Below are 21,908 nucleotides of genomic sequence, written 5' to 3' on the forward strand. Positions count from 1 at the left end.
AGCTACATTTGCGTGCGTAAAAGCTCGAATAATGAAGGGAATCCTCCATATACTATATTTCATATGCCTTGTTTGGATGCTGGCCGCCTGTAGTACGACGAAATATGTCGGTGACGGTGAATATCTGCTGGATAAAGTAGAGATTGTCTCCGATAATAAATCTTATAAAACAAATGAGCTGAAGCCATATCTTAGACAGCAACCGAACTTTAAAGTGTTCGGATTGATGAAATGGCAACTTTTTGTTTATGACTGGTCGGGCCGGAATGAAAAACGTTGGCTCAGTAAGCAGCTTCGCCGGATCGGGGAGCCGCCTGTCATTCTGGATACTACATTGGTAGAGCAATCGACGGATGAGTTGAGGCGGTTCTTTATCAATAAAGGATACGTGAATGCGGAGGTCTCGGCCGAGATAGATACTTCGCGGCAGAAGAAGGCGGTTGTCATTTATAAGATTAATTCGAATGAGCCTTACCGGATACATAATTATACGATGGAACTGGATGATTCGAAGATTGACAGTATTGCCCATTTGAAAGCCCCCAAGCGTTCGGCTGCCTCTTCGGCTTTTCGGGTATATCCGGAAGACTATACCTCTTTGGTGAAAGACAGTTCCCTGTTTGACAGGGATATACTGGATAAGGAGCGGCAACGCATCACGACATTGCTCCGTAGAAGAGGATATTATGCATTTAACCGTGATTACCTGGCTTATCTGGCAGATAGTTCCTACAATAGGAATATTGTGGATTTGGATATGGTTCTTAAACCTTACCGTAAATTAAAGCCGGACGGTTCTGTTGTCGATACCCTGCATCGCCAATATTACATCAAAGATGTAACGATTGTGACAGATTATGATCCGCTGAATCAGACGCAGAGTGACTTGTCGTTTGCTTCTGCCGATACGGTGAAAGCAGGAGATTTACAGATTCTCTACGGAGAGAATGGTAGAACTATCCGCCCAAATGTTTTACGTAGAAGTACTTATATAACTCCCGGCAGGTTATTTAACGAACGGGCTGTTGAACAAACTTACTCTTCGTTTGCCGCTCTCCGCGCATTGAGGAATGTAAATATACGTTTTACGGAAGTGGAAGAACGCGACACGATGATGTTGAATTGTACCATCCTGACTTCTCCGGCAAAGTTACAAGGTTTTGGTGTTGACCTGGAAGGAACGAACTCGGCTGGTGATTTCGGTTTTGCTTCCAGTGTGAGTTACCAACACAGGAATCTGTTCAGAGGCTCGGAGATTTTATCAACGAAAGTGCGTGGAGCCTATGAGGCTTTATCCAAGAGTTCGGCGGGCGGCAGTTATTGGGAAGTTGGAGCGGAAGCGTCTGTTTTGTTTCCCCGTTTTCTGTTTCCCTTTGTCAATGAAAGTTTCAAACGAAGGGTGCGTGCTTCTACGGAGTTGAAGGTCAGTTACGGTATTCAGACACGTCCGGAGTACAGACGTGCGATCCTTTCCGGCGGATGGAGTTATATCTGGCAGGAACGCTCGAATACACAAGCACGGCATGTTTTTAAATTGCTGGATATCGATTATGTGCATTTGCCGAAGATCGATCATGATTTTGAAGAGAGTTTGCCAAACTCTACCCGGATATATAATTTTACGGACCAGTTTGTCGTTGGTTCCGGTTATACCTATTCATTTACGAATTATAATCCTCAGAACCGTTTGAGGAATACACATTCTTTGCGTGTATCCTTTGAGATGGCCGGAAATCTGTTGTATGCGTTTTCCAAGATAACGAATGCAAAGAAAGATAAAGACGGATTGTATAATCTGTTTGGAATTAACTATTCACAGTTTGTAAAGGGGGATGTTGATTTCAGTAAAAGTTATGTATTGGATAGCCGTAATAAGATCGCATTTCATGTGGGAGTAGGTGTCGGTTATCCTTATGGAAATGCGAAGATGCTGCCTTTTGAGCGGCGTTATTTTTCCGGTGGAGCGAACAGTGTCCGCGGATGGTCTGTCCGGTCATTGGGACCGGGAGGAATGCTGGCAGACTCTGTTACATCGTTTGCCGACCAGGTCGGGGATATCCGTTTGGACTTGAATCTGGAATACCGGACCAAGATGTTCTGGAAATTTGAACTGGCGGCTTATGTCGATGCAGGAAATGTCTGGATGATGAAGCCGGATAAGGATCATAAAGATGGAAACTTCGATTTCTCCCGTTTCTATAAAGAAATAGCCGTATCTTATGGTTTGGGATTGCGTCTGGATTTCGATTTCTTCCTGATCCGTTTCGATACAGGTATGAAAGCTTATAATCCACAGGTACGTGGAAAAGATCGGTGGGCTATTCTGAATCCCAATTTAAAGAATAATTTTGCCTGGCATTTTGCAGTAGGATATCCCTTCTGATGAAAAAAAAGACTTTCCTGTTTGCAAATATAAATATTAATGCTACCTTTGCACCGCAAATAAGGATGGTCAGGTAGCTCAGCTGGATAGAGCAACAGCCTTCTAAGCTGTGGGTCCTGGGTTCGAATCCCAGCCCGATCACATAAAAACAGGCGGTTATCAGTGATTGATGACCGCCTGTTTTTGTGTTAATGGTACGATTTCCCGTTCTCATCGAGGCTGAATACAGATGACATGGTTTGTATTCCTTCCCGGTTCTCTACTGTACAAAGAATATTTTTCTCCCTGTCTACCAGAAACAGATGGTTCCGTTGTTCTGGGTTGACATGTCCTACCCAGTTGGTAAACAACAGACGCCCGTCCAGGAAATATTGCATGCCTCCCAGAAACTTCAACGGTTTACCGGGAATATCCTTGTTGGATATTTCCCAAACGGTTTTACCTTGTTTGTCTAGCTCCACGATGCGGGGGTTTTGTGTCTTATCAGCAACAGCGACCAATGTGTGTCCATCCGGCAGCCGGATTACGGAATGAGGGCCACCGGGTATCCGTACCTGCCAGACAACTTTACCTGCCTGGTTATATTCTTTAACACATTCATCGCCGTAATGAGCAACCAGATAATGTCCGTTATCCAGTTTCCGGGCATTGCGCATAAAAGCAAATGTCCCGTCTGAAACGCCTTCCGGTAAAATGCATATATCACTGACGATATTCCCATCGGGAGATACTTCCAGCAGACGTCCGGCATTACATTCTCCGATAAACGTATTTCCATTCTTCAACCGCTGGCAGGCAAAGATCGGACTTTCGGAAGTATAATGAAAAATGGTATCGTTCTGACGGGTGATTTCCAGTACCCCTTTGCCGGTTGAAAATAACAGGTTGCCGTTGGGTAATACCCAGATGTCATTCGATTCCGGAGCTTTATGCTGCCAGACGATCCGGTTGTTTTCCATAATGAACACTATCCCTTGCGAATAGTCTGCTCCAACAAAATTCCCGCACTGGGCCACGGTTGCCAGGCAACAGATACAAGAAAGAATGAGTGTATAAATAATGGTTCTCATGATCTTTTATTGATTATAAAGATAATACGTATTCTGCCAGGTCATTCAGTTCGTTTTCAGATAATACTTCTGCCGGAGCATGTATTTTCAGCATTTCCTGCATTGTGTAAGCACGTCCGTCGTATAAATAGGGGGCTGTTCTCCATACTTCGTTCAGGGCGGGAACATCCATTTTGACATGCTCGTCCGGTCCGTTGGTCCAGCTCACTTTATATTGTTTCATATCTGTGTAGTAGGTTTCGGAATGGCAGGAAGAACAATCTTTCTCAAAATGAGCTTTGCCTCTCTTTGCCGCTTCCGACAGGTTGCCGTTCACCAGCCGGGGACTGGGAACCGGAGCTAACGATTTCAGATAGGCATCGATAGCCGGAGCCACTTCTTCGGTTGAAGCTGAGAATAAAATATATTTGATTCCCGAAACAACTGCGGTTTCTGCATCTTTACGGATTCCGGTGACCATACAGGGCGGTGTCTGATGGGAGAGGACTAACGTCTTGGTGTTCTTAGGATTCCCCATTCCATCATTCAGCAAGTCCCAGTTCAGTCCGTCCATCCGGGCATCATTCGGATGACAACTGGCGCAACTCTGCCATCCCTGGAAACCGATCGATGCGTCATGGAAATACATGTCGCCTTTGCCTGTTTGAGTGGAAGCGAGAGGAGTACCCAATGAAGAAGAAGTCATCTCTTTTCCACTCTGATTGAAGGCTACAAGTTCACCGGTGTAGTAATTTGCCGTATATACTTTATCCGAAGTGACGTGTAAGGCCCGGGGACCTTTCCCCTGTGTTTTGTAAAAATCGCGGATACCGTATAAGAAGCCGGCATCATCCCGGATATGTGCATAATCTTTTGTCGAAGGAGTTACTTTTCCCCTTCTTTTACCTGTGCCAGACGGTTATGCAGCATCGCTCTGTCTATACAGGCCAGTTCATGGGTACCGGAAATTGCCACCCATATTTTGCTGTCGTCCGGTGAAACAACGACATTCCAGGGATTTGAGGCTCCTTTCTGGGGAGTATCTAGCAGAACAGTATTTTCCACTTCCTGTGAGTGCAGGTTGATGACAGATAAAACGTTGGTACTCATCCATCCACGATCCACCTGATTGGTCGGGAGCTGGTAGCGTGCCAGCAAATGGACGGCATATGCATAGTTGCCTTTACTGTCTGTAGCCAGGGCTTTTACATCAGTCGAACCGTTCGGGAGTTGTAATCGTTTCACAACCTTTTTGTGGTTCACATCCACAATATCCAACTGACAGGCAACCGGATAAGCAAGCGACGACATTTCCGGCAGGTTATTGGCTACCAGCAGCATGCTGTCGTTTGCAAATGAGACGAGGTCTACCGGTTCACGTCCAACGGGAATCCGATTCAGTACTTCTTTTGTTTTCGGAGAGACTTCCCAAAGTTCATTATTGAAACGTTGCGTAGTCCACAAGGATGCGGTTTGTTTATTGAATAACAGGGCGGAGGGCGTATGTCCCAATCGGGTATCCGATATGACGGACAAATCTTTTCCGTTCAATTCGCACAGAGAGCCGTCTGCACCGTTACACACTACCCAGATATGCTGGTCAGGTGTTTCCGCCAGATCGTTTGCTGGGGCGGGCAGTACCGCTTTTGTCCCGGTTTTATTGAAATTGGCGTCGATGAGGTATATTTCTTTTTTATCCCGGTTTGTCACCAGGAGTCCGCCTTGCTTTCCGGCACTCCAGATATGGTCCGGAGCAAAAATATCATCTCCGCTGCATCCGGTCAGGATGGTCAGGGAGAGACAGGCTATGTAGGTCCAGTTTATTTTCATGATCATTACTTCTTAGCTTTTAATGATTGAAGATACTGGCGGATATTTTCTTTTTCCGCAGCACGGGATGTCTCCCGTTTCTTCTCATAATAAGTATAATACTCTTTTTCTTCCTGTGTCCAGTTATTCGCTTCCCGGTAATCGCCGATGAACGGTACACACAGGTCGATCCATAAAGCGATCGTTTCTATTTCCTCCTTGCTCAGTTTGCAGCCGCCATGCCCGTTTTCAAGTCGCTTGATCAGATTACTTGTATTGGAACCTGCAAAATAAGGGGCAAGTAAAGTCGGCTCGGATAAATTGCTGATCCAGTTCACTTCTGGATGATGGGCGTCTCCCTGCCAAGAGTCGTTATCTCTGGTCATTTGACGGGCATGAGTCAGGTTCAGGTAAGAGTCTGAGAATTTACGCTTCGTCTGCTGGTCTACTACTTTTAATTCGCCTTTCAGGCTTAGCTTGCTTTTTACCCCGTCGTGGCAGGAAATGCAATGAGCGTCCCAGATGGGCTGCACTTCTTTGATATAACTGAAACAGCGGTCGCCGATACCTTCCGGCTCGATCTTTTGGATACCGGTGTTCATCGCCATAGATACCGGATGCGAGGCTATCGGAACGGTGTTTTTATGTTCATGGCAGCCCACGCAACTCTGCGTTTCTCCCGGTTGCAGCGTCGACCAGCTGCGCATGGTTTGCACAACCCGGTTGTTTTCGTCTAATGCCTGAAAATAAAGCGGAGTACGGCAAGGAACTTTAAAGAAAGCCGAACCGTCGGGATTAACATCGACAGTTCCCAATATCCGTTTTACATCCCAGCTGGCGTTGCCGACACCTACCGGAGAGAAAGCATGTCCGGCACCACCCGCATCAAAACCGAAAGCAGCACCGATACTGGCTACCCGGTAGATGGGTTCTACAATTCTCAGTTTTTTGATCGTTCCGGGCTGAACACCTTTCAAGCCGTTGCCTTCATAGATATTTTGCATATAGTAGACACCTTCCTCTTTTGTGTAATCCACATTGTCTACGCGCTGGAAAGGACGTTCACGTTCGGACAACAAGACCGGTTGGTTGCAAGATATACTGGCGTCTGAAACCAGCAGTTCCCGTTCACCGGACGGTGTCATCCAGTAAATACTGAATTCCATCGGATGACCTACATGGTAACCTAATGGGGTATAGGATATTAAAAACTCCTTTTCATTCAATGGGTAAGGATGCTGGAACTGGTCGGCGAACTGCCCGTAGGCGTCGATTTTTACGGCTTCCGGTTTCCGGAGAGGGGCAACCAGCATGACGCCTTCATTCTCGTCACGTCCGGCTTCCGGGTCGATGATACATAGTTTGCCATGCTGGGGAGTGTGATGTCCCAGGGTTGTCGCCATCACTTTCCGTGTTCCGGGGATTTGCCGGGTGTGGGTGAGTGTGGTTGGGAAAAAACTGTTCCCGCCATAGTATTCCGCTTGTCCGGTACCGTCCGGATTCATCTGGCAAAGCGGTTGCATGAATACCTGGCCACGGTCATTGTATTCCCAGCGGGTATAGACCACCCGTCCGTCATCGAGCAGTGTCGGGTTTGATGTATGTACCTGGTCGAAACCAACCTGGCGCATATAACGTCCTTCACGGTCGCAGAGATAGAGGTTGCTGACTTCGACAGTCCAGCAATCCACTGCACTTCCGTTGCGGGTCGAATTGAACAGAATGTTTTCGTCGGGCAGATAGATCGGCTCTATGTCGGCAAATCCCAGACCTGAAGTGATTTGTTTCAGTTTCCGCGACGGCATCTCCATTTCATAGAGATGAAAATCATCCTCCTTTTGTGATTTCTTCCAGGCAAAGAGAATATGTTTACCGTCGAAATGAACATCCGGATCCCGGAAGACACCGGCTGTATCTTTTAATAAAGTTTCTTCCTTTGCCCAGATCCCGTCCATTTTGAAATAAGCCAGCTCGCCACCAGCAAAGAAGTTGCATTCTGCGCGGGCATCCGACAGACCTTCCGTATAAGCGAAAAAGGAAGGGCGAAGTGTGCGGAATTTGGTAAACACGACTTCGGGAGTGTTTTTTATAAAGGATGCCAGCCGTTGTTCCCTTCTTGCTTTACAGGCATCCAGATAGGCGGATAAAGCCTGTGTTATGCTTTCCGGCGTGTTGGTTACTTTGGTTTCCTGCTGTAATTTTTGCAAACGCTCTGAAATTTGTTCGGGCAATGTTTTGTCAAACCATTTTACATCGCTTCCATCCTGTAACCACCAGTCGTAGTAAACCGGATAGTGGTGATAGAAATGCAGATGTGCCTCCCGGATCAGGGTGGCAGTACTGTCTTTTGAAACAAGACCTTCGGTTGCCTTTATTTTATTAAACCGGTCTTGTATGTCTGTTATAAATTCCTGTTTGTCGGCGGGATAGTGGTCCTTATATGCTTTTTCCTTGTTCTGGCAAGCTGCCAGAATGAGGAGCATAAGTCCTAATCCTATTTTGTGTAAGTTATTCATATATATTACTCCCTTCTTTGTTATTATTGGTTTGCCGGAATTGGCAAACGGAAGTCATTTTTCCCCACTTATTTTTTCTTTGTGGGGAAAAAGTCCCACTAGTGTGGGGAATAATCCCCTTTGCAATGGGGAATTATCCCCATACTAGTGGGGATTTTTACTTAATAGCACTTTTATAAGCCTCCACAATAGTAACTCCACTGGATGTGCCGATGCGGGTTGCTCCTGCCTTGATCATGGCTAAAGCAGTATCGAGGTCGCGGATACCGCCAGCCGCTTTTACTCCGATTTCCGGACCAACAACACGGCGCATCAGGGCTACATCTTCTACAGTCGCACCGGCTGTTCCAAAACCAGTCGAGGTCTTAACAAAGTCAACTCCAGCCTCTTTAGCTATCCGGCAGACTGTTTCCTTTTCGGCATCCGACAGATAGCAGGTTTCCAGAATCACTTTGCAGATAACGCCCGCCGGTCTACAGATAGCAACCATCTCTTCGATTTCTTTCTTTACAATATCCAGGCGGCCTTTTTGTAACGCGCGTACATTTATTACTGTATCTATTTCCGTCGCGCCTTTAGCGATGGCGTCGCGTGTTTCGAAAGCCTTGCATTCGGTCGTGGTCTGTCCTAACGGAAAGCCGATGGCTGCACCGACACGGACGGGCGAACCTTCCAGCAGTTTGACGCAGGTTTCTACTTCCGCCGGATTGATGGCAACCATGGCGAATTCGTATTTGCGTGCTTCGTCACATAGTTTCTCAATGTTTTCTGCTGTGCCGAAAGGTTTCAGGAAAGTATGGTCGATCATTCCTGCCAATTGTTTTACTGATAAGTTCGCTATTATTTCGTTCATGATAAATGATGTTTAGAATGTTAAAACTGTTTTTATTACTTCGTTACGTTTTACGGCTTCCAGGGCCTCGTTGATTTGTTCTATTTTAAAGCGGTGGGAGATGAAGTCGGATGCGGACAGCCGGCCTTCGCGTATCCATTCGGTCAGCGCTATCATTGCTCGTTTCTCTTCCGAACGGGTCGGCCAGCGGTGGATGAACAGGTTGAAATTGTAAGGAGCCTGGTCCAGGTCGATCGTCGGATTCTTTGTCATTACGCCATATACACAAATATCTCCGGCCATTTTTATAAGGGGTAGGGCCGAATGAACGATGGAAGGCAGGCCGACAGCGTCGATGACCGTATCGTATGAACGATTTGCGGCAGCGATAAATTCGGGTGTCGCAATCTCAGCCGGCGTATAGCCATTATCAGCACCCATTTGTCTGGCTAGTTCCAGTTTGGCAGGTAGCATGTCGACAATATCCACTTGTCCGAGACCGAATAGTTTGCCGAGTTTCACAAAACTCAACCCGACAGGACCGGCACCGAATACCATCACTTTCTTTCCCGGTTCCAGGCGGAAGTCTTTGAATGCACCCACTATTTCACGCCAGGTACAGGCAATGACTGCTTCTTCCGGCTGTATATCGGCCGGTATTGCATTCTGTATTTCGAAGCTGTCCCAGCAGCCTTGTTCCTGAGTGGCAAGGCCTTCTTCCTGCAAAACTTCGAAATCGTTTACTACGACATATTCACAGAAACCGCCCCAGGCACTGTTCAGCCCCGGTGTCGTAAAGGAGGCATTCAATCCGCCGATTACCCTGTCGCCTACCTTGAAATTTCGAACTTTACTTCCGACTTCTATTACAATGCCGACATTTTCATGGCCTAAAGCCATCGGGAACTGATCTGCCCCCGGAAAATGTCCGGCTATCAATTTGCTGTCGGTGGCATTGCACAAAGCGACCATTTCTGTTTTTACGAGGGCCTGGTACGGAGTGATAACAGGCATATCTATTTCCCGGATTTCTACTACGCCGGGAGCTGTTGCGATTACGCTTTTCATTTTTCCTTTCATATTCATTCTTATAGATTTAAATCCGACAGGTCTGTATAAACATCTTTCAAATGCTCGTACGTCCGGTCGAAAACAGCTATTAATTCTTTGTATTTCTCTACATTGGCGGGGATAGGACTGATCTTTTTGTCGATATGGATAAACCGGTCGGTTACACTGAAATCTTTGAATAAGCCGGCTCCGATTCCTGCCAGGATGGCGGCGCCCATGGAGGTCGCTTCTTCCAGATAGTTCGGGATTTTTATTTCAGTCTGATAAATATCGGCCATCATCTGCTGCCAGATCGGATTTTTAGCACAGCCTCCTATTACCGTCATATTTTCTACGGGGACGTGGTTGCGGAATATATTGACGATAAGTCCCAGGTTCAGGGTGATGCCTTCCATGACGGAACGAAGCATATCGCCATGCGTGTGTCCTACCGTCAATCCGATAAAAGCGCCTTTGGCATTTACGTTCCAGCGGGGAGAACGTTCGCCCATCAGGTAAGGCAGGAACAATAGTTTGTTGGAGCCTACCGGAGATTTCCGTATCTGTTCGTCAATCAGTTCGTACACATTCCCTTTCCTGATTCTGGCTTCTTCCTGTTCAAACAGGCAGAGTTGCTGCACCATCCAGTTATAGGAAGCGCCTGCCGTCTGCATAGTTCCCGACGGATGCAGCATGCCCGGTACGACATGCGCCCAGTTCATGGTACGGCGTTGTTCGTCTACAACCGGCTTTTCTACTGTCAGGGCAACCCATGAGGAGGAGCCCAGATAATTGTAGGATGTTCCCGGGGCTACACAACCTACGCCGACTCCGGCACAACTGCCGTCGCCTCCTCCGCAGATAACCGGTGTACCTTTACGGAGTCCGGTGGCTTTGGCTGCTTCCTCCGTTACTTCTCCTATAACATCAATAGAAGAACGGACTTCCGGGAAGAGGGAGATATCCAGTCCTGCTGCTTCTATGATCTCTTCGCTCCATGACCATCTGTTCAGGTCGTAGGCGTTTGTTCCGGAAGCATCTGACGGGTCGGTGGCGATCGTACCGCAAAGGCGGAAATTGATGTAGTCTTTTGCATTAAGCATTTTGTACGTTTTTGCAAAAACTTCCGGCATATGTTTTCGTATCCACATTAATTTTTCTATTGAATAGGAAGCACTGATACGGTGTCCTGTTATTTCATAGAAATGAAGCGGGTCCATTTTTTCATACAGGAAAGCTTCTTCCTCCTGTGAACGCTGGTCGCAGTACAGCAGGTGTGGAGAAAGCGGATTCCCTTTTTTATCGATACATAAGCATCCCATCATCTGGCCGCTCAGGGCAACTCCGGCGATCTCTTCGGGTGATACGAGTTGAAGTAATGCATTTGTTGTTTCTGTTATGGCTTTCCACCAGTCGGACGGATCCTGTTCCGCGCGGTTACCGGCGGCATAAACAGTCTGGTAGGAGGCGACACGGGATGCAACCAGCATGCCTTCTTCATTGAATAAAGTGGCTTTGTTGCCACTTGTTCCTAAATCGTGTGCAATGACGTATTTAGCCATGGTCTTTGAATTTTATTTATAATGCAGCATTCGTATATCCGGTCAGTCCGACCAGGATGCCTCCTGCTATCCCGCCGGCAATAATAACGGCCCAACGTGGGAAAGCCTCTTTCAATAATCCCAAACGTGTCCCTCTGGGAGCACAGAGTGTATCACATACGACAAATCCCATAGCGATGGCCCAGCCCATATCCACCCAGGGGGCACTTCCTCGGGCTCCCTGATGAATGAGGCTGAATTGCATGGGTAATCCGTTTACATCGGTAGCTAAACCGGTGGAGAAACCGAAACCGGGCAATTTGTGATTCACCAGCCAGAATGTTCCTATAATTAAGGCGGCCGCAATAAATCCTCCTTTTGCTCCAAAATCTTTCACCAGTTTGGGCCAGCAGAATATAACTGTAAAAGTGACGGCGAAAGAACCGAATATACTGGTTATGATACCGGCATTGTACATGCCGAACAATTCATTGTAAGTTTGTAACCATTCGCTCATACTGCATCCTCCTCTTTTGACAGGCGATTACCGCATGAACGCATTATCCAGATGGTTATTCCGGCTAAAGCACCTCCGATCAGACAACAAAACAAAGTGGGGGCAGCCAGGAAAAACTGAGTGAAATCACCCTGGAAACGGACGATTCCCCAGGCTATGCCGGCAGAGCCGATACACCATCCCTGGTCCAGCCATATTTTTCCTTCCGGATTTAATATGGCTCCGTTATAATGGTTCATGTACCACATGATCCCGATAATAAGGGTAGCAGCCAGCCATCCTCCCATTAAACCGTATGTTTTCCAAAGTTCCGGCCAGATGCCGAAAGCAAATCCTCCGCATATTGCCGAACCGGCAAATGTAGATAAGTAGTGTTTCATGATATTTAGGTTTATGATCTGTTAGTTCAATTGTAATTTAGCCAGTGTAAAAGGCTTGTCGTGTTTGGTATTTACTTTGTCGGGACCTGTCACGATGTCGAAGCAGGATACAATCACCTGGCCGTTCCAGACGATCGGTTCTCCCGGCTGGTCCAGACCACCGTCGCTGCCGTCGCAATCCGGACTTTGGGCGATACGCTGAATGCGGCCGTTCTTGTCTATACGGGCCACTGCATTTTCAGAAAAGTCGGCTACCCAGATATTTCCGTCGTCATCCATGCACATTCCGTCGGTGGTGCGTAGTTGTGACGGGTCTTGTGCCCATATCTCATTTCCGATAACGTTGCCTTTGGGATCCATGGTTATTCGGTGAATGGTGCCGTCTCCAAAATTTCCTACATATAAATTGTCTTTTTTATCGAATACGATTCCGTCAAGTCCGTACTGAACTGCTTTGTTTTTCGTAATGACGGTTGTGAGCAGGTTCTTATCTGCTTTTGTATTGGTTACTTTTATATTCTTATCGTTCTTGTCGAAGCAATAGACTCCGCTTACCAGTAGTCCGGACGGATCCTGGATGGAGGAGAGGGAGCTTTGTGTTACATATAATTTCCCATTTCTGAAGCGGATGCCGTTGGGGTGTTCCATACCGGTGGCTACTTCGATAACTTCTTTCAGTTCGTAGCCATCTAATTTTAAGCATAAGATTCGGCCTTTGTTCCTGGCCTTTTCTGCTCCGCTCCATCCCTGGTTGTCACAAATAAATAAGTTTCCTTCATCATCGAAGGTGATTCCCATGGGAGCAGCCCAACCTGTTTCTTCTAATATGGGTACATTCATCCATTTGCTGATTTTCCCGTCTTTAGTAATCCGCATCAGGCAGGCTGGTTTCGACAAATCGGCAAAGTTCGGACAAGCCAGGATCAGGTCACCATTTGGGGCAATTGCCATTCCGTCGGGTGTCGGACAATCATCCGGCAATTCCATGAATAGTTCACTTTTTTGCATTGCCGGTGTACAAGCTCCCAGGAATGCAGATAATAAAACTGATATTAAAAACACGTTCTTCATGATATATAGATTTTTCATTGGCAAAGAAATATAATTCTGCCCTGAAAGAGTTTCATCTATCGGTCAAAAGCTTTCAATATTCGGTCAGTGAATGATTTGTGTTGTTGTAAGGTGTTGATATTTAGTAGCCTGATTGTATGAGGCTTTTATATGCCGGAATAAATCTAGATGAACTTTTTCAACGTGTATTTGAACTTATTCCTGAAATATTTCCGGATATTTCCGGATGAAATACGTCGGTGTACAACTCCAGGCATGGCAATAGCTATTGACCGGGAAAAAGTTGTATGGAGATAAAAACTCATTTTTAGGATCATAAACTTCCCAGAATGTATCAGCACCTTTGTGGATCATTCCTCCCCAGTATTCTGCTACTTCATTTCGGGCTTCTTGCGGCATTCCGCTTTTGATCAGGGCCTCTATATAATAATGGAACAGGTAAGGGGTTCCCGGAGTGCAGACATTCTCTGTTGTTTTCAAGGCTTTTAAAGATCGTTGGGCTTCTTTTTGTGTAGGTATTTCTCCCAGTATCATCCATATTTGGGAAGCATAAGAAACCTGATCATTCAATTTGCCTGTGAATAAACCCGTTTTTGGATTGTAGAAATGTTTTCGGGCAGCTTTTTTCATCTTTTTGATGAGTCCCGGAAGTTGGGTGACCTCATTTTCTTTGTTCAGTAATTTTGCCAGTTCATAGGTCTCTTTGAAAGCAAAAACAGTAACGCCATGAAAAGCTACTTCTCTATGTAATCCGTCTTTCCAGTCGAAGAATATCCACCATTCACGGGATGCCCGTTCGTAATTCATTGTTCCGTCATCCTGTAGGTATTGGTAAGCAGATTCTAATTGTTTTTTTGCAACGGGCCAAAGATCCTCAGCCGTTTCTCTGTCTCCCGTTTCCTGCAAATAGTCTTTGAGGGTAACGCCAAACAGGAAAGAATAATCATATAAATGTTGTTTTGCCTGGGGCTTGGGCTCCTGGGTTTCAAAAACAGTTGCGTTTAGTTTTCCGTTATGCTCGCTTAGTCCGGCCAGCAGGTAGAGGCAGCGTTTGGTCAGATTGTATTGTTTGAAGGAATAGTTGTTAGCCAATGCTTCCAGATATAAGTCGCCCAACCACAGACGCTGATCCCTTTTGGGACCGTCTTCGTAAACGGTTTGCATACATTCTTTCAGGGTATTTAAACTAACCCGGTCTATGTCTTTAAATATCTGTGGCGTGGCAGCCGATAATTCTCCGGGCGTATTGACGGCAGAAGTAACAGCGTCGCATTTCATTCCGGAAATACAGAAGTCATATCCGGGAGGAGTCGCGATAAGTTCTATTTTTACATATCTGAAAGATACACGGCGTGGAATGGTGATCGTTGACGGCATTGTCATCATGGTGACTATTTCATCTTGTAACCACGCACGGCTGAGTCCTCCCTGATAAGGATCGAAAGGTGTTACCAGTTCAGAAGGAACTTCTCCGAATGTCAGTTTGAAGCGTGCCGGTGCGTCTGCCTCGGCTTTTAGTAACTCCGTGCTGAAACTGAAACTACCTGTTATGTGCTCTCCGAAATCGACAATGACGGCTTTTGTCTCCTTAAAAGAGTTATCGTAGAGTGTATTTATAGGTGCTGTTTGCTCTGCTTTGTATTGCTGGAAAGCATTTTCATCTTTTATTATATGTACTAAACCGACCGGCTTTTTTTCTGTAACGGTCAGTTGAGGAATGCTTTCTTTTGCTTTTTGTAACCAGGATGCCCGCTGGCTGGCATAAAAATCTTGTCCGTGGACTGTTATAAAACAACTGGCAAGTAAACAGTTTAATATAAGTGTTTTTAAGGTCGTTTTCATGTTTCTATAAAATATGAATAAGTGTTTTATCAAAAGTATTCTTTCTTATAAATAGTTGATAAAATTACTATTTACCGGGTGGATGTATGTTGTATTATTGATATTAAATGTTACAAAAATGACACAATGGTAAGGGTTGAATTATTTTATCTTTTTCGTGTTGGGAATTCCTTTTATGCAAGGATACCGGTTTATTGACAGTGGAGAAAATAAAGATGACGGGCGACCAGAGTAACCTTTCCGGTGTGACCCATTCGATCCTGCACGGTTTTAATTATAGTCCGCTGGAAGTGCCGTTCCCCGGTTGGATCATGTACGGCGCATTTCTGAACGAACGGAATAGCTGGTGGCCTTATTTCAATTTGTGGGCGACCTGTAAAAGCCGGGTGTCGACTGTCCTTCAGGAATCCGATTTCTTTGCTGATATTGCCGTGATGCATCCGCTGGCTGATATGTGGACGATACACGGACCACAGCGTGATCCGTTCCCCAGCTTGCATTATCCGTCTTATCAATATCATGTGTGGGAAGCAATTCATCAGAACGGAAATAGTTGTGACTACATAAGTGAGAATATCATTCAGCAAAGTAGTTTCAAGAAAGGCAATCTTGTTTTCAATAACAGGAAATATAATACATTGATGCTGCTGGAAGTTGAGTCGATGATGCCGACGACAGCAGAAACACTGGTTGAATTCGTTAAAGCCGGAGGTAAACTGATCTTTGTCGGTAAAGAACCATTTTATTACGAATTGTAATCCGGAGGATGAAATACGGATACAGGCAACATTTGAGGCGAATGGCAGAACACCTTGGTTATGGAATCCGGAAACAGGCGAACGGACACCTTATCCGGTCTCTTCCGGTTCCACTTTACAGATCGACCTGGGGCCGGCCGCATCCAAACTGATTGTTTTTGAGGAAACGAAAGGCGCGAAGATCTCCATTCCGGCTTTGCCGCTTCAGAGTTCGTCTCCGGTCGAACTGAACGGATGGACGGTCAGAATGGCGCATGTCAATGGCGAGTCGGCCAAACGTGAGCTGGATACGTTGGTGGATTTCTCTGCAAACCCGGAAACACAATCGTTTTCCGGCGACCTGTATTATGAAAAGACGGTCGATAATGCAGCCGGATTCAATTACCTGGATTTAGGGAAAGTATATGGCGTTTCGGAAGTAACCCTGAATGGGGAAAAACTGGGATGCAAATGGTATGGAAACCGTGTGTATCAACTGCCGGAACATTTAGCTAAGGCACCGGTCAAATCATTGCAGATAAAGATCACGACAACTGTCGGTAATTATCTGAAGGGTACGCCTGAAAACAAAATAGGGCAGGCATGGACCCATCATCAGAAATGGGCACCGACAGGTATGCTGGGCCCCGTTAAATTAATGTAACATCAGGAATAAACGGATAATGTCTTTTTTTGTCAACTGAAAAATGTTTCTCTTTTATTTTCTTGGCATTCTCTCATCCCTCATTGCTGCATTATAGGCAGACCAGGCTACGATCACTGCATTATGACGTATATCGTCTAACACCAGACGGTCGGAGATATTCTGTTCGCAGGGGACGGGACCGGCTTCTTCCAGTTTATGGAAATTCAGTCCCGGAACGCTGTAACTACCGGAATGTGCAAAATTATTTGTTCAGTGCCTTTATCAGGTCTGAGCCGGCGCGGAACTTGACGGAGGTACGCGGCTTGATCATCACCGGCTCTCCGGTCTGTGGATTCCGGGCGGGACGTTCGGTTTGCTCCCAGGGCAGGAAGGTGCCGAATCCCTGGAATACGACCGTATCTCCCTCTTGCAGGGCTTCGGTGGTATTGTCGATGAAGGAGTTGAGTACCGCCTTTATCGCTGCTCTCGTCATGCCGGTGTCTGCGGCTATTTGTCCGATCAATTTACTTTTATTCATATACTACAGGTTTAAATCGTTTTTAGAACAAGTGTTCGGGATACTTGGCCGGAGACGTAGTTCTGCGGTAGAAGCAGGGTATAACTTTTCAGCATAATATCCTTTAAATCGGTATAAATACTCCGTTTTCAGGAGTATGGTTTACTTCTTTTTGTTCTCTGATATTAGTTAATATAAATTGTTCACTTTCTGTTCTTCGCCCTCAATCAGTGGATTAACTACCGTATTACCGGAAATACAGCGTATTCGATAATTTGTAGTAGGCCATTTTCTCTGATTTAATGGAGTTCGTTAAGAACTTTGTTATTATGGAGACAAAGATATAAATACAGAGGATAAGCAATCAAACATGCGATAAAATTCATCTTTTTCTTCTTTTTCACCCAATCCATTGAATGAAAATGCGATAAAGCCGGGTTCTGTTAAAGTACCACAAGGGAATTGGCAGGGAGGAAACAAGGAGAATCTTGCGGAAATAAGCAGTTTTAATCAAGTGCTTGCTGTTACAGGTTTATTGCAACAATTAATCTTTCTGTTTATGGATAACTCCATTATTTCTATAGCGCCCCTAATTCCTGAGTTCTTAACGAACTCTGTCCATTTTCCCTTCATAACTCCATTATCGGACATACTGTTCATTATCGGACACTATTCTTTTATGTTATGCTCAGAAAATCAATGATATATGTTTTTGGCATACCTTTTGCCTGTAGCATGGCAAAACATATATTACGATGAAAAAGATCTATATAGCCATTACTTATTTATTGCTGACATGCTTTGGTTTACAGGCCGAAGAACAAGATAATGTAGTCCGTCTGACTTTGAAAGATGCCATTACGCTGGCACAACACCAGTCTGTCGATGCGGCTGTGGCCCTGAACGAATTAAAGACGTCTTACTGGGAATACCGTACCCATGTCGCCGACCAGTTACCGGAGGTTAATTTTAAAGGAACGCTCCCCAGTTACAGCAAGCAATATTCACGTTACCAACAATCGGACGGAACCTATGCTTTTGTGCAGGACAATAACCTGTCGATGGACGGAGCGATCTCTATCGACCAGAATATCGCTCTGACAGGCGGTAAGATCTCATTGAACTCTTCTCTTAATTTCTCCCGCCAGTTAGGGCATGGTGCCTTCAATGAATATATGAGTGTCCCGGTCGGTCTGACCCTGACGCAACCTATCTTCGGCGTGAACGACCAGAAATGGAACCGCCGGATCGAACCTGTTCGCTACCAGGAAGCAAAAGCCGCTTATATTGAAAGCGTAGAGGGAGTAACCATCTCGACGATCGCTTACTTCTTCAATCTTCTGCTGGCAAAAGAAAACCTGGCAACGTCTGTGCAGAATCTGGATAACGCAAATAAACTGTATGATATCGCTATCGCGAAACGCAAGATCGGTCATATCTCTGAAAGTGAACTGATGCAATTGAAATTATCCGCTTTACAGGCGAAAGGTAAGTTGACGGAAGCGCAGTCGAACCTGAACGCCAAAATGTTCCAGTTACGTTCTTTCCTGGGATTGAGCGAGGAAGATGTGATAGAACCGGTCATCCCCGAATCTGTCCCCGACATGCGGCTGGTCTATCAAGAAGTATTGGAGAAAGCCCAGGAAAACAACTCGTTTGCCAAACGCATACTACGCGAACAACTCGAAGCCGATTATGCAGTAGCGACGGCCAAAGGAAAACGCCGCGATATCAACCTGTTTGCTTCCGTGGGATATACAGGGAAAGACCGTGATTTCAGTGGCGCTTACAATCCGCTGAAAGATAACCAGGTGGTGGAAGTCGGTTTCAGCATCCCTTTGCTGGACTGGGGAAAACGGAAGGGAAAGGTTAAGGTTGCCGAATCCAACCGCGAAGTGGTTCTCTCCAAAAACCGTCAGGACCAGATGACATTCAACCAGAATATCTTCTTGCTGGTGGAGAACTTCAATAACCAGGCTGCCCAGTTGGAAATCGCGGAAGAAGCCGATGAAATCGCCCAGAAACGTTATCAGACATCTATCGAAACATTCATGATCGGCAAGATCAATATTCTCGATCTGAATGATGCCCAGCAATCGAAAGATGATGCCAAACAGAAGCATATACAGGAATTGTACGGTTTCTGGAGTTATTTCTATAATGTCCGTAGCGTGACGCTTTACGATTTTCTGAACGACCGTAATCTGGATGCCGATTTTGAGGAAATTGTCAGAAAGTAGGTAACTTATTCGTATCTTTACAAACCCAATTAAAGAAACCTATATGATATTAATTATTGATGATGACGCAGCTGTCCGTTCTTCGCTTACTTTTTTGTTGAAGCGGGCAGGCTTTGAACCGGAAGCTGTTCCGGGGCCTGAAGAAGCGTTGGTTATTGTGCGCCGGGAAGCGCCCCAACTGATTCTGATGGATATGAATTTTACCTTGACTACGACGGGAGAAGAAGGAATACAGCTATTAAAACAAGTAAAGATATTTCAGCCGGATGTTCCGGTAATCTTAATGACCGCCTGGGGTTCCATTTCGCTGGCTGTGCAGGGGATGCAGGCCGGCGCTTTCGATTTTGTGACCAAGCCCTGGAACAACCTGGTGTTGCTGAAGTCGATCCGTACGGCTCTGGAACTGAATGAGCAGAAGAAGATGCAGAAATCGCCGTTGAACCGGAACGATGCGGACAGTAAATTCCATTTCGAGAAGATTGTCGGACAGAGTGATGCGCTGATGGATGTGTTGGGAACCGTTTCCCGCATAGCACCGACCAATGCTTCGGTGCTGATTACCGGTGAAAGCGGGACAGGCAAGGAACTGATTGCGGAAGCGATCCACGCCAATAGTCCCCGTATGAAAGAGGCTTTCGTCAAGGTCAACCTGGGAGGATTGTCTCAGAGCCTTTTTGAGAGCGAGATGTTCGGTCATAAGAAAGGTGCGTTTACGGATGCCTATATAGACCGTACCGGACGTTTCGAAATGGCAAACAAAGGGACCATCTTCCTGGATGAGATAGGTGACCTGGAGTTATCCTGCCAGGTAAAACTATTGCGTGTATTGCAGGACCAGACATTTGAAGTGCTGGGCGACAGCCGTCCCGGAAAGTGGATATCCGGGTGGTGAGTGCTACCAACTGTAACCTTCCGGAAATGGTTGCCGCACGTACGTTCCGCGAAGACCTGTTCTACCGTATCAATTTGATCACGATCCATCTGCCCGCCCTTCGCGAGCGGAAAGACGATATTCCTCTGCTGGCCCGTTATTTTGCCGATAAGCAGTCGGAAGTCAACGGTTTGCCTAAAGTCACTTTTTCTTCGGATGCCGTAAGTTACCTGCAACGTCTTCCGTATCCCGGAAATATCCGTGAATTGAAGAACCTGGTGGAAAGAACGATGCTGGTATCCGGTAAATCGTTGTTGGATGTGTCCGATTTTGAAGGGCAATGCCTGAATCTGGGGAACAAACAGGCCGTGAGAAAAGGCGGAGCCGTCAGTTTCGAGGGTATGACGCTGGACGAGATTGAAAGGCGGACTATCCTTCAGGCTTTGGATACACATGAGGGAAATCTCTCGCATGTCGCATCCGCATTGGGAATCAGCCGGGCAGCCTTATACCGCCGGTTAGAGAAATACGGAATACCTACCGATAAATAAATGATATTCGAATGAGGATAAAAGGATTGTTCTGGATCTTGACCGGGTTGCTGCTGACTATTCTGGCAGTTATCACTTACCATGTCTTCTATAATTATTCTTCCTTCATGTTCTTTATTGTGGAAGGTGTTGTCCTGGTTACGATCTTGTACCTTTTCCTTTTTTACCGCCGAATCATCAAGCCGTTGGATATTATCGGCAATGGTATGGAACTGCTGAAAGAGCAGGACTTCAGTTCCCGCCTGAGCCGTGTCGGGCAGAAGGAGGCCGACCGCATCGTGGACATCTTCAATAAGATGATGGAACAGTTGAAAAACGAACGTCTGCATCTGAGGGAACAGAATCATTTCCTGGATTTGCTGATCAATGCTTCTCCGATGGGAGTGATTATGCTGAATCTGGATAACGAGATCATATCGCTGAATCCCGCTGCCCGCAAGATGTTCGGACAACCTTTGTCGGTCGATTTCGCCGGAAAATCCTTTACAGAGATAGATTCCCCGTTGGCGGTGGAGTTGGCGCGTATTCCCTTGTATGAATCGCAGACTGTTCGCCTGAACGATGCCAATATATATAAATGTACGCATTCCTCTTTTGTCGACCGGGGATTCCATCACTCGTTCTATCTGGTGGAAATACTGACGCAGGAAGTCTTTAAGGCTGAAAAGAAAGCCTATGAAAAGGTGATCCGCATGATTGCCCATGAGGTAAATAATACAACTGCCGGTATTACATCTACATTGGATACGTTGGAATCCACTTTCAGCGAGATGGAAAATACGGAAGATATATGCGACGTGTTGCGTGTTTCCATCGAACGCTGTTACAGCATGAGTCATTTTATTACAAACTTTGCCGATGTGGTGCGCATCCCGGAACCGCAAATACGTAACCATGAATTGAATATGGTGGTGACTTCCTGCAAGCGGTTTATGGAGACGGTTTGCCAGAACCGCAACATCCAAATCATTATGGAGCTGGATGAAGTGTCTCCTGTCGTGTGGCTGGATAGTTCGCTTTTTGAACAGGTGCTTGTCAATATTATAAAGAACGCCGCCGAGTCGATCGAGCGCGACGGTAAGATTTACATACGTACTTCACGCAACCCTGTTTGTCTGGAAATAGCAGATACCGGCAAAGGAATAGACAAAGAAACTGAAAAGAAATTATTCAGTCCTTTCTTCTCCACCAAACCGAACGGGCAGGGGATCGGCCTGATCTTTATACGCGAAGTACTGCAGAAACAGAACTGCTCTTTTTCCCTGCGTACTTATACGGACGGTTTGACAAGGTTCCGTATATTGTTTGAATAAGTCTGAAATACAGTAGGCTATAGTTGTTTTCATTTTGTTATAT

16 protein-coding genes, 1 tRNA gene and 3 pseudogenes are annotated in these 21,908 nt (G+C 46.0%); 9 read left to right on the forward strand and 11 right to left on the reverse strand.

Annotation, left to right across the window (positions count from 1 at the left end; all coding sequences use genetic code 11):
* The first annotated feature begins 31 nt into the window (after positions 1–31).
* Complete coding sequence (tamL, locus tag C825_RS09840; protein ID WP_007657531.1) at positions 32–2,383, forward strand: translocation and assembly module lipoprotein TamL; 2,352 nt, start codon at positions 32–34, stop codon at positions 2,381–2,383.
* A gap of 67 nt (positions 2,384–2,450) precedes the next feature.
* Positions 2,451–2,524, forward strand: a tRNA-Arg gene (locus tag C825_RS09845).
* A 47-nt stretch (positions 2,525–2,571) separates the two neighbouring features.
* Here the strand turns inward: C825_RS09845 and C825_RS09850 are convergent.
* From C825_RS09850 to C825_RS09900, 10 genes and pseudogenes are all read right to left on the reverse strand, one after another.
* Positions 2,572–3,453 (reverse strand): aryl-sulfate sulfotransferase, encoded by an 882-nt coding sequence (locus tag C825_RS09850; protein ID WP_010802352.1) that lies wholly within the window; start codon positions 3,451–3,453, stop codon positions 2,572–2,574.
* A 13-nt stretch (positions 3,454–3,466) separates the two neighbouring features.
* A pseudogene (locus C825_RS27845) lies at positions 3,467–5,268 on the reverse strand (c-type cytochrome).
* Positions 5,268–7,757: an HzsA-related protein gene (locus tag C825_RS09865; protein WP_010802354.1), complete on the reverse strand. Its 2,490-nt coding sequence runs from the start codon at positions 7,755–7,757 to the stop codon at positions 5,268–5,270. Before C825_RS09865 ends, C825_RS27845 begins: the two are co-directional and overlap by 1 nt.
* 157 nt (positions 7,758–7,914) lie before the next feature.
* Complete coding sequence (gene deoC, locus C825_RS09870; RefSeq protein WP_010802355.1) at positions 7,915–8,610, reverse strand: deoxyribose-phosphate aldolase; 696 nt, start codon at positions 8,608–8,610, stop codon at positions 7,915–7,917.
* A 12-nt stretch (positions 8,611–8,622) separates the two neighbouring features.
* Positions 8,623–9,657 carry a zinc-dependent alcohol dehydrogenase gene (locus C825_RS09875; protein WP_086004296.1) on the reverse strand — a complete coding sequence of 345 codons (1,035 nt, stop codon included), beginning with the start codon at positions 9,655–9,657 and terminating at the stop codon, positions 8,623–8,625.
* A gap of 20 nt (positions 9,658–9,677) precedes the next feature.
* Entirely contained in the window at positions 9,678–11,201 is a 1,524-nt protein-coding gene (gene xylB, locus C825_RS09880; RefSeq protein ID WP_010802357.1) for a xylulokinase, read from the reverse strand.
* Positions 11,202–11,217: 16 nt separating this feature from the next.
* A complete protein-coding gene (locus C825_RS09885) occupies positions 11,218–11,697 on the reverse strand; it encodes a Lin0368 family putative glycerol transporter subunit (protein ID WP_007657547.1) in 480 nt (159 codons plus the stop codon).
* Positions 11,694–12,077: a Lin0368 family putative glycerol transporter subunit gene (locus C825_RS09890; RefSeq protein WP_010802358.1), complete on the reverse strand. Its 384-nt coding sequence runs from the start codon at positions 12,075–12,077 to the stop codon at positions 11,694–11,696. The genes C825_RS09885 and C825_RS09890 overlap by 4 nt, the downstream gene beginning before the upstream one ends.
* Before the next feature lie 21 nt (positions 12,078–12,098).
* Complete coding sequence (locus C825_RS09895) at positions 12,099–13,148, reverse strand: SMP-30/gluconolactonase/LRE family protein (RefSeq protein ID WP_010802359.1); 1,050 nt, start codon at positions 13,146–13,148, stop codon at positions 12,099–12,101.
* Positions 13,149–13,343: 195 nt separating this feature from the next.
* Positions 13,344–14,990: an alpha-L-rhamnosidase-related protein gene (locus C825_RS09900; protein WP_010802360.1), complete on the reverse strand. Its 1,647-nt coding sequence runs from the start codon at positions 14,988–14,990 to the stop codon at positions 13,344–13,346.
* Between the two features lie 200 nt (positions 14,991–15,190).
* Here C825_RS09900 and C825_RS09905 point away from each other — a divergent pair, with 200 nt between their 5' ends.
* Positions 15,191–15,748 (forward strand): glycosyl hydrolase, encoded by a 558-nt coding sequence (locus C825_RS09905; RefSeq protein WP_232434133.1) that lies wholly within the window; start codon positions 15,191–15,193, stop codon positions 15,746–15,748.
* Entirely contained in the window at positions 15,714–16,391 is a 678-nt protein-coding gene (locus tag C825_RS09910) for a hypothetical protein (protein WP_010802362.1), read from the forward strand. Before C825_RS09905 ends, C825_RS09910 begins: the two co-directional genes overlap by 35 nt.
* 244 nt (positions 16,392–16,635) lie before the next feature.
* Here the strand turns inward: C825_RS09910 and C825_RS09915 are convergent, their stop codons facing one another.
* A complete protein-coding gene (locus tag C825_RS09915) occupies positions 16,636–16,911 on the reverse strand; it encodes an HU family DNA-binding protein (RefSeq protein WP_007657564.1) in 276 nt (91 codons plus the stop codon).
* A 734-nt stretch (positions 16,912–17,645) separates the two neighbouring features.
* Between C825_RS09915 and C825_RS09920 the strand changes: the two genes are divergently transcribed.
* From C825_RS09920 to C825_RS09935, 5 genes and pseudogenes are all read left to right on the forward strand, one after another.
* The gene (locus C825_RS09920; RefSeq protein WP_007657565.1) at positions 17,646–19,130 is read left to right on the forward strand and encodes a TolC family protein; all 1,485 of its coding nucleotides are present in this window, start codon (positions 17,646–17,648) and stop codon (positions 19,128–19,130) included.
* Positions 19,131–19,173: 43 nt separating this feature from the next.
* A pseudogene (locus tag C825_RS27850) lies at positions 19,174–19,543 on the forward strand (response regulator); the annotation flags it as partial.
* Positions 19,544–19,668: 125 nt separating this feature from the next.
* Positions 19,669–20,306, forward strand: a pseudogene (locus tag C825_RS27855) (sigma 54-interacting transcriptional regulator); the annotation flags it as partial.
* A gap of 96 nt (positions 20,307–20,402) precedes the next feature.
* Entirely contained in the window at positions 20,403–20,552 is a 150-nt protein-coding gene (locus C825_RS09930; protein ID WP_250690631.1) for a helix-turn-helix domain-containing protein, read from the forward strand.
* 11 nt (positions 20,553–20,563) lie between these two features.
* Positions 20,564–21,865: a sensor histidine kinase gene (locus C825_RS09935; protein ID WP_010802365.1), complete on the forward strand. Its 1,302-nt coding sequence runs from the start codon at positions 20,564–20,566 to the stop codon at positions 21,863–21,865.
* Positions 21,866–21,908 lie beyond the last annotated feature (43 nt).

This window comes from Parabacteroides sp. ASF519 (assembly GCF_000364265.2).
Classification (GTDB): Bacteria; Bacteroidota; Bacteroidia; order Bacteroidales; family Tannerellaceae; genus Parabacteroides; species Parabacteroides goldsteinii.